Source organism: Williamsia sterculiae, assembly GCF_900156495.1.
GTDB classification, from domain to species: domain Bacteria; phylum Actinomycetota; class Actinomycetes; order Mycobacteriales; family Mycobacteriaceae; genus Williamsia_B; species Williamsia_B sterculiae.
The window spans coordinates 10,277-19,033 of the sequence record NZ_FTNT01000014.1 but is presented as its reverse complement, the minus strand read 5'-3'; the positions used below and the strand labels follow the sequence as shown (position 1 = coordinate 19,033).

Here is an 8,757-nt window from a genome sequence, read left to right as displayed (position 1 = left end):
CCATCTGGTCAAGCTCGAGATCAACCAACGCGGTGATTGGCAGGCTCCGGGAACCGACGTTGGACCTCGCCGCATACGAATCGACGCATGTGGGTCTTGTCGACATGCACCGCCCGAATCAGTGCTACCCGGGTTCTCGACGCAAAACTGGATGCGCGACGACATCCTAGATCGCCTTGGAAAGGCTGGAGGGGCTCTGATGTGCCCCGGTTACGCGGTGTCGCGCTACTTGGTTCTAGGCCACGCTGTGGGCGGTCTGGTGTAGCAGTTCGAACTCTATCGGAGTGCGCATTCCGAGGGCGGAGTGCCGGCGTTAGCGGTTGTGGAAGATTTCCAGCTAGTCGAAGATCGCGTTGGCCAGCTCGATCCGGGTCTTCCATCGCTTGCGGTTGAGCAGTTCGGTTCGCATTCGACCCCAGAATGATTCGATCATCGGGCTACTTCAAAGCCGAACTGATCTACGGACCCGTCCGCACCGGGCCCTGCAAGACCGTCGAGGACGTCGAACTGGGCGCCCTGGGGTGGGTCCACTGGCACAACACTCGCCGACTGCACGGCTACCTCGGCGACCTCGGCGACCTACCGCCCAAAGAGTCTGACGCCGCGTTCTACGCTACGGAACGGACCGACCAAACCTTGATTGAAATCCAATAGCCCGAGTCTCCATCGAAGTCAGGGCGATTCACCGCGCAGTCCCATCAGCCCATCTTCCGGATCAGGTTTCACCGAGTTACTTGGTGTCTGCAGGAGGTGAGTCATCTACATCAATTCCCGCTTCGGGGTTCTTCGTTGCGGGTTTGGGTTAGCCACACTTCAGCGACGCGGGCGCGGAATCGGTTCTCCGTTCGTCTTTGTCCAGAGTTCAGACCCGTCCATTCGCCTCGAGTCAGGCTGGCTGAAGCGCGAGAAGACAACTTGCGCAGCTGCAGTCGGCGTCGCGTACGGAGTGGATCTCGCAAGGCCATCTGTAGTGATCTGGAGTGCCCCTGTGGTCTCATCGTAAAGACCCGCAACGAAGTGACCCTCGCACTCGATTATTACCCTAAGTCGGCTATCCCGAGTAAATTCCGACCTTTGGCCAACGACCGACGGGCCTTGCGACGTGCTGGGCACAGGTCCTAGCGCCGGCAGTGTGATTCGGTTTTTACCGAATGTGCTTCGTAGTCGCCTATTCGCGACCGACGAGGAAGCGCTCGGCCCCCCATCTTCGTCGTGTAAGCCGGCCTCCGCGGATTCATCAATCGCTTCATTCGACCCAGATTCCTTACCTGACATGAGTGTGGGGCTTGCAGGACGCGCTGCCTGTAGGCAGGGCGGATAGTCGGGTGCAGTTGGGCTAGACGCGGAGGGCACACGGGAGGCATCTGTTTGACCGTCAACGGCCACTTCTTCAGGGGTCGCAGAGATCTGCTCCGACAGCACTTCCCAGACCGCCGCAAGCCGACTGAAGTCGAAACGCTTTAATGCGGAGCCCTCGATCGCTCGGCGGATTCTGGGAACCGTCGGGTTTCGACCAACAGCAACAACTCGGCGTTCTAGCTCCGTGAACTCACGCGACCACTGGAATTTCGACGACGTTTCAGTCCCGCCGATCGCAACATGGACGTCACCGAAACGGCGCCAGACAAGCCCAAAGTGCTTTGCTCGAGGCCTGGCCAAATCCCCCACCCGTCGCCGCATCTCTTCGTACGTTGCTATTCCGCCCAACTGATCAAGCGCCAGCAACACCGAGTCGGGTCGCTCGGCAGGCAGCTCCACATGCTGAGGTTCGTGCTCGCTGTCAACGGCCACAGTAGAATCGGTCGGTTTTGCACTTTCAGTGGATTCACGTGCATGTGCCGCAAGCTCAGCGTACAGGCGCGCAAACTCCGATCGCGCATCTGCAGAGTACTTAACGCAGTCAGGGCACGAACTTGCCGCACCGTGCGCCGATGTGTAGAGCGGTTCGATCCCTCGAACACCAATATGGAGCCAACCGCCAAGAGGTCCGTAGTCGCGCTTCAGAATCTGGTCGAGGTCCGCTAGACGAGCCCTACGCGGGCGAGCCTCAATGGGCGGAGACCCACCTGACGTAGGCTCGTAGCCCCTAATTAGCCACACGAATTCCTCATCCAGGCACACGTCTCCGTCTGAACCTTGAAACCACTGACTCCATAAGCTCATTCGTTGACCGCTCCACTCGCCAAGAGTATGTCTGCTTCCGGGCCTTGTGACAGCGCTTCCACTGCTCGCTGCTCTATATGCTTAACTTCGCCTGTTGTGGTGGAAAATATTGCTGCGATGTCGGTGTACGCGGCAGGTGCGTCACCTGCGAGACCGTACCGAAGCAAGAGCACAGCCACCTGATCCGGCGGCAGAGAACCGAGACAGCTTAGAACAATGTCGACGCTGCGTTGACCCGGTCTCGCCCCAACACTTTGGATGACTGCGCGGATGTGTTCGCCCTCCGCAAGAGGTTGATCGTCAACAGAGTCGTTGACTCGCTCGTGCACCAGCCGTTCTGCAATCGGCAGCGACACGGGTCGAACGTCGTTATCCACGAGCGCTTCCGGCTCCGTCTGCGTCACCTTGACGCGAAGCCAATCAGCTAAATGATCCACCGCATCTATTGCGGCGACATCTAGGACTTCCTCTGCGATCGCGGTGAGATCTTCGAGGAACGTCTCGTGTGCACCATTAGCAGGATCTTCTGATGTTCCTCGGGCGAAGAAGACGAGAAATGAGGCGGTCCTACCGTCCGCCTTGGGTCGGATGATCCGACCCATCCGTTGAATCATCTGTCGTCGGGATTTACTGCTGGCCAGAATGATTCCAACATCGGCCTCGGGGACATCGACTCCTTCGTCGAGAACCTTCGGAGCAACCAACGCCGTCATTTCACCGAACCGGAACGCGTCTAATAGCTGAATTCGATCCCGCGGTTTCAGGTCACTTGTGTATGGCGCGGCCAGAACTCCCTCGTCCAACAGCGTCTCTGCTGCAATTTGCGCCGACTGCTTGGTCTCGGAGAACGCTAGGGTCCGGCCGCCCGCACGGAGGACAGGCGCCAACGACCGGAGCGCGTCTACCTTGCCTTGGGTTTGAGCGAGCAACTCGCGCCGCCGCGAGAATGCCTGCAGATACGTCCACGCGGATCTCGTCGCGGGGTCGGCAGGCAGTCCGTCACTCACCGTCTGCACGTCAAGCATGAAGTGCCCAAACGGTTCGGCTCGACATCCGTATTTCGTGGTGAGGAGAAAGCGTTCCTTCTTTGCTATCTCATCGAGGTTCGAGTAGCGCGATTGCTCGTCGGGCGTCAGCGGGACCGCTACCAACATCACCCTCACCGGCGCAAGAACTCCGTCCGACCTGCCGCGTAGGTAGTCACAGCCGAAGAGCACGTTCTTGAAGTACGGCAACAGGTGCTCTGCCACTCCGTTGTCTGATCTCTCGAATGTCGCTGTCAGACCGAGTCGTTCGTTGTAGTCGTCGGATAGGAGCCGTGAAAACGAAGACGCACCGTAGCGGTGAACCTCATCTGCCACAAGGAGTGCTGGTCCCGACGGACGGGGCGCGGAACGTGTGATAGCCGAATGCACTGTGCTGACAATAATGTCGTGATCTGAAAAGGTGTCTCGGTAGCCGTCCCCCCTCCTGCCCACGCGAGCACTCGGCAGCGCTGCACCGATTGCGCGGTGCCATTGATTGACCAGCTCGTTCCCCGGAACTGCCACCAAAACCGACAGACCTCTGTCCAGTGCGTCAGCCGCAGCGTGGATCCCGAGAGTCGTCTTGCCAGTACCCGTCACCGCCTCCACCACGGCGCGGCGGTCACACTTATTCCACCGGTCGAGGGCCTCCTGCTGCCACGCCCGCAAAGTTCCAGATACAAGAGTACTCGTGGTCACTTCGACTGCGCCATAATCCAAGTCTTTCCGGACTTCGTCGTGACTCGGGCCAGTTTCCCGGCCTTTTCGGCGTCCGCAAGCAGCGCCAAGGTCCGCTCTTCGTCCAACTGGCTGATCGTCATGGCGCGCTCTACCGTGACCTCCCGGTGCCACGCCGCTGCAACGAGGAGTTGCAGAATGGAATCTGGATGTCGGCCACCCAACCCGTCAGCGCGGGAAGGCGCTGCCGCGAAGTGACTGGAGCGTTGTGGCAGATCAGAATCGGCGACTATCTCCCAGGCACCTAACGGATAATGACCTTCTCTTCCGACCGATGTCTGTAGGGGCACCTCCGGCGCGTTCGCAACTTCCGCGGGTAGAACTGGGTGCTCCTCCACAGCGCTGCCTTCTTCGGCAATCGATGGCGGAAGGGCAGTCTCTACCACGACGGCCACAGGCGGACTCTCAACGTTCAAAATTTCAGCGTCGCCTGGCCACTCGACGCGCGCGTCACCCGATGATATGTCGTCAAGGGCGTCGTCCATAGATGTAGTTCCGTCGTCCGGCGGTAGTCCAACGGGTTGCCAAGCAACCTTATCGTCAGCAGCGGGATAATCCTCGAGTCCGCCCGGCGCGATACCTCGGGCGTCGAGGGCCTGCCACAGCCCAGCCATCGAGCTGACCGGGTCGATGTAGTACGCCGACTCCCTAACCCGCCAGAATTCCCATCCGCATCGACGCAGTTCGCGCTCCCGATCGAGATCGGCACGTTGCTGTTCGGGCGTGCTGTGCCACGCGTCGCCGTCGCATTCGACCGCGAGCTTTCCACCCGCACCGGTGACCACGAGATCAATTCTTCGACTGTTGACTTCGACCTGCGGATTGACGTGATACCCGCGCGCCGTGATCTCCAAGAAAATTCGCTGCTCGAATAGGCTGTCGAACTGCTCATGTCGAGAGTCGCGAGAAACGCTCTGCGGCATGGGCGGCGCGGGGACCGGTGATGTCGACAGCATGTACTGCAGTAGAGATCTGCGAAGGTCGCCTTCTTTGAGTCTTGCCGGGGTCACCGAATGGAACAGCCACATCTGGTCCTGAGCGCGCGATGCGGCCACGTTGTAACGTCGCTGCATTTCGGTCCTCGTTTGGGACATGAACGACGTTTCGTGGGCGACGACTAGCGACAGAAACATGACGTGACGCTCGTCGCCTTGGAAGTCCGGTGGATTGCCGACCCGGATTCGACGACGCTCCCGCTCGTCGGGGTCCAGCCGCTGCAAGAGTTCACTGTTGATGATATCGACCTGCGCTGTCCCCTGCAGAACTACGACGCCGAAAGTCTTGCCTGCGTATGCGGGGTCCGCAACGCAGTGTTCGATCTGGTCGACGATCGCCTTAGCCTCAGGGACGTTCCTGATCGACTGGTTACTGCCATCGGTGTAACCGTCCTGGACGTGAACGCAGCACAGCGGTCGAAGTCGGTCAGCGCCAAATTGGCGAACAGGAACTAGCGGGGCGTCGCGGTAGAACTGGTTGCTGGACCAGTTGATGATCTCAGGCATACAGCGGAAGTGCTCGCGTAGCCGAATGACTGTTCCGAAACGGGATCGGAGCAAGGTGAAGATGCTCGACCGAGGGGTAAAGCCCTGCCTCAGATGTATAGGGACATCTGGCAGGTAGTTGTCGAGCCGTTCAAATATTGGTTCTAGCGCACCGCTGCTGACTTCACTTGGTGCACATTGCATGTCGTCTCCCACTACGATGACGCGTGGCGCGAGCGACAGCAGGAAGATTCCTGTGATGTCGACCTGGCTAGCCTCATCGAGGATGACCACGTCGAAAATGTTGGCCTGCGGCGGTATGGATCCAAGCACTTCTTTAATCGGCATGATCCAGGCTGGGACTGCAGTCTGCGCTTCTTGCATTGCCGCTCGCGCTGCAACTCGGTAGCGCTCGGCATGCTTGCCAGTCCCCTTCCCAACATTCGTGACATGGTCGCGATAGGCCTGCAAGGCCTGCTGGTGGCCGGCAGTCATCTGCTGCAGGCAGCTGTACCACGCCTGCGCCGCGGCTAGTTGCGACGTTAAGAAGCTGATTTCGCGGTCGGTTGAGTCAAGTTGCGCATTGAGTGCGACCCCCGCGTCGCCGCCAATGTTTTCGGCAATCCACATCGCCGCACGCCGCCACGCCCATGCGGCCGACAGGCCAGCGATTCGGTCGCGCCAAAGTTCAATTGCGCCTCTTCTCGTCAGTTCCTCAGCAAGAGAGGGATTCGCGGCTGCCATGCGATCACGCAGCGCGACGTAACGGCGCTCCTCCGCCTGTTCCGATTGCGCTGCGGAGTACGCCTCGCGCGCATGGGATATGTACCGGTACTCGCCATGCAGTATGCACGGCTGCAGCAGTGCCGCCTCGGCCGAGTTCGCCTGTCCTAGAGTTGTCGCGACTGCCGATGCAAGCTGTTCGAGATTCTCGCGTGCGTGCCGTCTGCGCTCTTCAGCGAGAACCAACCCGAGACCACGCACTGTCGAGTCGACGTACTTCATGCTCGTCAGTGGCAGTGCCGCCAGACCTTTTGCGCGTAAACGTTGATTAAGTACTTGTGCAGTATCAAAGAGGCAGTCGATGCTGGCGACATCCCGTACTGCGTTGCGCAGCTGATTAATTCGTGCCGTACGCGACTCAAATCGTCTCAGCGGGTAGTCGAGGTCTACAAGCAGCTTTTCGGCTGACCAAAGGCATTCGTGAGCAGTCAGATGCATAGCAACGATTCGTGCGGACTGAGCTGAAATCGCATCCTCACCGTCGACCTGTGCGATAGGACCTAGATTCTCGACGCCCCTCTGGGCCGGCGACTTACCAAACCTGCCGTGCCACTTCTCGCCCGTAGCCAAAGTGTTAGCCAGCATTAGGTAGGCACGGGTCGCGACTGCGGTCACAACTGGAGCCGTGACCTGCGCGGCGCCAACCTCTCGGTCGGCCTGAATGGCATTGGTTAGGTACCCGCCGAGGGCTTTGGTCTTGGACCAAGAATACTCATTCCGCTGGGATAACACCTCATTAGCAAGTGCCCCGACCTGTGCAGGCGCGTGCTGGATCGGGACTAGCGCATCTTGAAGGCGAGAGAACCCTTCTTTGAGCTCGTCGAGAGCCTCATGATCAGCGCCGTCAACCAGCGCGCGCAGCGCTGAACTCTGACCGTCACCTTGTTCAGCTGGCGCGGCCCCAACGAGGTCGTCGCACCATCGGATCAGCACGTCCGCATCAGGGAACAGACCTGCCACATCGGGGAGCGATTCGTTCAGGCGGCGGATTCTGGACTTGCTGCGGGTCGAAGCAAGCTCGAGCAGATCGAGGAGTTCGTCGGTCGACAGTGGACATTCATCGGTCAGGACCGACTCCGGCATCCACTCGAATCGCGACTGTAGCTCGGCGACCTGCCGCGCGATGGCCGCTGCTGTTCCCTGGTAGCCGAACGCGATCTCAGGATTGTTGACCGTCTCCGCTTCGCGCAGCGCGTGGATATCCGAGAGCAGCTTGGCCCGCTTGCGTAGCGCTCGCCCCCGGTCTTCTACGAGTTCGTCAATACGCCGCATCGACGCTGCTTTGTTGAATCCGGATTTGCGCGTCGCCATCTCGTTGATGCTCTTCTTGAGCGCCGACTTCTCTGCTGGAGTGCCAGACGTGACAGAGATGCACAACTCCTGCATCTCCGGCGGCAATTTGTCCCGCAACACCCGGAGCGCTTGGGCTTTTTCGCTAGTGACGAGCACTCGTTGACCCCGAGCGAGGAGCGCACTCACCAGGTTAGCGATGGTGTGGGTCTTACCCGTTCCTGGGGGGCCCTCTACCACCACGCCACTGTCGGTAGCCAGGCGCTCGATGATCTGGCGCTGCTCTTCGTTGGCAGGGAGGGGGAACAGCGGCGGCTGCGTAAAGCTCGTCGAACCCGCTGCGACATTCGCTAGCGCGGCAATTCGCTGCTCGGGCTCAAACGCCTCGATGAGCTGTGCGAGCCCCAGTGGTACTTCAGTACCACTGTCCTTAAGACCCTGGACTATGCGCTCGTAGTAGTCCAAGAGGGCATAGTCGCCTCGACGTCGGACAATGAGCGCGGGTGCAGTGTCGAGGCGGCAGCGGCTGGGATCGAGGTCGTCACCGCCATTAACCTCAACCTTGAGAGTGATCGCACGACTTGACCAGTCCTTAAGTACGCCGTCGATGGCGGGGTCGATGGGCGAAAACACGGCGTCCCGCAGCGCTGAGTTGATGGCGCGTGACCCACTGCCATCGAAGTAGCTCGCGGACGCGAAGAGCTGGGTGTCTTCGAGCCGCGGAGTCGACTCATCGTCGAGCCGAACAACGATGTCACCGGAGTGATCATCGCGCTCGATCACCGCTGATTGCGTTACGACGTGAATGTTCACTGACCAGTCGGCGCCGCCAGGCAGCCTAAGTCGACCTGCTGCCACCACCAGTTCGATCGACTCCGGCCGTGACTGGAGTTCTTGCAGAGCCCAGAGCAGATCAGCGCGCAGATTCGCCAGTGGACGGCGCGCGCGATCAGCGGCGGCCCAGGCATTCCATGTCGAAATCCACCGGTCGTATGCGGGGCCGACGTCGCTCTCCCCCTCGAGTAGCCGGAGGGTCGCAGATGAATTTCCGATACTTCCTTCGACACGGCCCGCCAGGATGGCGGGCAGTCGCGGCGGTTCGTCAAGGTCGACCCTCTGGACCCGTAGCATCACGTCCCCCGCCGAGGCGTCGTCGACCAGGAGCGCGGTAATCGAGTCACTCTGGATCGGCATTGTCTTGAGATGCTTGCGCGTGTCCAAGATGGGAGTGCTTCGAGCCTTCACCACCTCGTGGAGGAACTCCATCAGCCGGGTGA

General features: G+C 60.1%; 2 protein-coding genes and 2 pseudogenes. 1 reads left to right on the top strand and 3 read right to left on the bottom strand.

Going from position 1 to position 8,757, the window contains the following annotated elements; all coding sequences use genetic code 11:
* Nucleotides 1–316 precede the first annotated feature (316 nt).
* Nucleotides 317–433, bottom strand: a pseudogene (locus BW971_RS22020) (IS3 family transposase); the annotation flags it as partial.
* On the opposite strand from BW971_RS22020, the pseudogene BW971_RS22015 reads away from it, so the two are divergent.
* Nucleotides 433–654 (top strand): annotated as a pseudogene (locus BW971_RS22015) (IS3 family transposase); the annotation flags it as partial. The pseudogenes BW971_RS22020 and BW971_RS22015 overlap by 1 nt on opposite strands.
* Before the next feature lie 1,505 nt (nt 655–2,159).
* Here the strand turns inward: BW971_RS22015 and BW971_RS18990 are convergent.
* Nucleotides 2,160–3,887, bottom strand: a complete 1,728-nt coding sequence (locus tag BW971_RS18990) for a DEAD/DEAH box helicase family protein (protein ID WP_076482658.1) — start codon at nt 3,885–3,887, stop codon at nt 2,160–2,162.
* Nucleotides 3,884–8,701, bottom strand: a complete 4,818-nt coding sequence (locus BW971_RS18985; protein WP_159441890.1) for an AAA domain-containing protein — start codon at nt 8,699–8,701, stop codon at nt 3,884–3,886. Before BW971_RS18985 ends, BW971_RS18990 begins: the two co-directional genes overlap by 4 nt.
* Nucleotides 8,702–8,757 lie beyond the last annotated feature (56 nt).